At 58.2% G+C, this 3,181-nt stretch carries 2 protein-coding genes and 2 pseudogenes; 2 read left to right on the plus strand and 2 right to left on the minus strand.

Annotated features, from left to right (window positions below):
* Nucleotides 1-539: 539 nt before the first annotated feature.
* Nucleotides 540-1,039: pseudogene (locus NKI59_RS34700) on the plus strand (exodeoxyribonuclease III); the annotation flags it as partial.
* Between the two features lie 152 nt (nt 1,040-1,191).
* Here NKI59_RS34700 and NKI59_RS34705 read toward each other — a convergent pair.
* Nucleotides 1,192-1,374, minus strand: a complete 183-nt coding sequence (locus NKI59_RS34705; protein WP_352625720.1) for a hypothetical protein — start codon at nt 1,372-1,374, stop codon at nt 1,192-1,194.
* Between the two features lie 373 nt (nt 1,375-1,747).
* Nucleotides 1,748-2,050 (minus strand): annotated as a pseudogene (locus tag NKI59_RS34710) (PilZ domain-containing protein).
* An 846-nt stretch (nt 2,051-2,896) separates the two neighbouring features.
* On the opposite strand from NKI59_RS34710, the gene NKI59_RS34715 reads away from it, so the two are divergent.
* Nucleotides 2,897-3,181 (plus strand): hypothetical protein (locus tag NKI59_RS34715; RefSeq protein WP_352709028.1); only part of this gene is annotated, 285 nt, incomplete at its 3' end.

The raw sequence follows: 3,181 nt of genomic DNA on the forward strand, positions 1-3,181 counted from the left end.
ACCGCCGCCACTATGGCCCCGGGCGCGAATGCCGCGGCCAGGATCCGGCACTGATCCTCTTCACGCCAACGACGACGACGCTCCGGTCCGGTCAATAACGTCACATGGCTCATGCTGTGCTGCTAACTACGCTCGAAAGGACGACCTTAAGAGCGCAGCTTCGCTACCGGGCCATGCTCCCGCAAGGCGGCCCTCGCCGGAGGCGTACGCCGAACTTAGAGCTGCCCGTCGAAAAGCCCGCAGTCGGGAGCGTAGTAGGCGAGGTCGCGAGCGATAGATGCGGCGCTAGCCTGTGTGGCAACGCGTTGCTTGGTAAAGTGATTCCCGATCAGCGAGGGGAGTCGGGTGTCGCTTAGAAAACGACTGCATTCTTGCGGTGAACTGCCAAGGTCGAACACAAGCTGGGCAAAAAGTGAGCCTCGGCCGCACAGGATGCCGGCGAAGTTGACGATAGCAAGAGCTGAGGGTTCAGCGCAGGGGGAAACGCCACCCCGCGCTGCGCGCCGACTGCCGCGAATATCTCACGAGGGGGCATGCACATGACTCGCATCGCTACCTTCAATGTGAACGGCGTCAACGGCCGACTGCCTGTGCTCCTGAAGTGGTTAGGCGAAAGCGACTACGACATCGTTTGCGTGCAGGAATTGAAGACGTCGGACGTCAAGTTTCCTATCGATGCGATCAGAGAGGCGGGTTACGGCGCAATCTGGTACGGCCAGAAATCCTACAACGGTGTGGCGATCCTGGCCCGAGGAATGGAACCTGTGGAAGGCCGACGCGGCCCTGCCTGGCGATCCTGACGACACTCAGCCGCTATATCGAGGCCGAGGTGGATGGGGTCGTTGTGGGCTGTCTCTATCTGCCCACCGGCAATCCAGCGCCTGGCCCAAAGTTCGACTACAAGCTGCGCTGGTTCGATCGTCTCATCAACTACGGCCAGCACTTGCTCGAAATTGGGGCACCCAGTGTTCTCTGCGGCGACTATAACCTCGTTCCAACCCAAATCGACGCCGTGGTGCCAAGGCGATGGCTGGGCGATACTAATGATTAAACCGGATTCTCTCGAAATGACAGGCTTGGCGCGCCGTTCCAGACCGGGAAGCTGTTGTCCAGGCGGGCGATGTCGCCTGCACGAGCGAACTCGAAGCGGCGTTTGACGAGTATATTGTACCGAGTCGCGTCGGCGCGCAGCTAGGCTGCCTTCTTAAGCTCCGCCACCTGAACGCCCAGCCGGAACGCCTGACCATCTGCAAACGAGCGCGCGTAGCTCTCGGATGCAAAAGGGACGGTGGTGGTGGTGCCATTGACCGTCACGCGGACCGACCAGTCTTTGTCTCTGACGATTTCAACGGCATGTCGCTCATGCGGAGCCATGCGTTCCTCCCAGAATTTGAGGAGGGAGGATAGGGTCGCAACACTCGTTTGCATGCAAATAATCCGACACCGCGATGTCAAAATGTCAAAACAGCGCACAGCTAGGCGAACTTAAGTCGATGTCGTCGCCTTGAGCTATTCAGGTGGTCTCTTGGCGAAGTTAAAAAGTGCGGTGGCAGTCTCTTCAGCCGTCCAGCCTTGCTCGATGCAAGAGGACACCAGAGCCGTGAAAGCGGTTTCAAGGACGGCTGCGCAGTTCACGTCCTGTCCAGGCTGTCCTCGGCAAGAGTGGGCGGTGCAACTTGTGCTGTTTGGGACATGAAAAATAACTGGCAGTGCCAGAAAAAAATTCTGACTTTCATCTTGCCGTCGGTCAGCCGTAGTGAAGTTTCGGTTTTGGCTCGGTGCCGGTGAATTTGACGCCGATGCGGTCGTTGCGACGCCAGCGAACCTCCCATCGATAGGCAACTCCATCGACCGACACGTAGAGCAAGAAGCGATCGGGAACCCTTGGCATCGGGCGCGACCTTCAGCTCAGCGCCCCCCTCATGCTGATTGCGCAAGGTGCAGCTGATCTGGATCCGGTGATGATCGTCCCGCCCTTTAGCACACGTTGGCGGCGCTCGCGCCGATGCTCGTCGGAATTCTCATCAACTGGGTTCGCGGTGTTTGCCATCGATAAAATGTCAGATCAGCTGAATTCGCCCGCTAGGTATACCGAACACAGGCGCGCAGCAATGGATCGGTCATGTTGCCCTATTACGTGACATTACAGGGCATGCTCAGGTGAATCTGTCGGGTCGCGCAGAAAAAAGGCAATCATCTAGCAAAGGTCCCGCGTTTGCCGACATGCCGATCAACACGGTTTCCAAGCTTCTGGTCGACGCCGACCTAAATGCTGACCTTCCGGCAGACAGGCCCAGTAGCCGTCGAACTCCACCTCGTGTATCCAGGCGTCGCCCTCGGGCGGCTTCTCGACCAAGGTCGGCATCAAGGCTCAATGAACTCCAGCCGGCTGGAGCCTGCGCCTGCCCACCTACGCAAGGAACCGAGCCTGGATCGTGAGATCCGGCGGCTAGGGCAACGGAACATAATCAGATTACCAAAATTAGCAATGATGCATGAGATGGCCTATAACTTGCGCAACCGGCGAACGACCCAATTGCCGCCAGTTAGCGCCTGGTCACCCCCCGATTGGCTGCCGGGCCGTTCCTATCAAACCGCTACGCGCGATTGATCGGCTACTCGCGACTATCGAAAGCCACCAACAGGTCAAGGGCCGCAGCGACTTCGAGGATAGCCTCGGTTATATGGTCGTCGCATACTGTCAAATCAGGCGCAGACTGCCGAACCTGGTATAATGCGGCTTTGACCGAGACGGTGTCCCCCCGGTCCGCCCTGTTGAGGATTGCGGCAATCGCCTGTTCTAGAACTGGACCGACCCTTTGGACGATGCTCATCCACCTTCCCCCCCGGGAACGCTAGCGTCAAAACTAACGTGTTCGAGGCCGGAATGCAACCGATGGGCGAAATCGCGACTATTTTTCGGTCTAATCGTTGCGCATCCGCAAAGGAGACCGAAGGCAAACATGCCGCAGCGGAGCCAAGGGCGATGAATCGTCTCAGAAGGCTCATCGTTGTCAGAGTTACAAAAGTTGAACTGCATCGGGGAACACTCTTTCTGTCTGCCTGTTCAATTTGCCAGGCGCATCCCGCGCATTCAGACAGGAGAAAGAAGATGAAACGCATCCTTTTGGCTTCGGCCGTGCTGGCGGTGTCGGCCGGGCTTTCCTTTGCCCAGACGACC

This window comes from Mesorhizobium sp. M0598 (genome assembly GCF_040320865.1).
Lineage (GTDB): Bacteria > Pseudomonadota > Alphaproteobacteria > Rhizobiales > Rhizobiaceae > Mesorhizobium.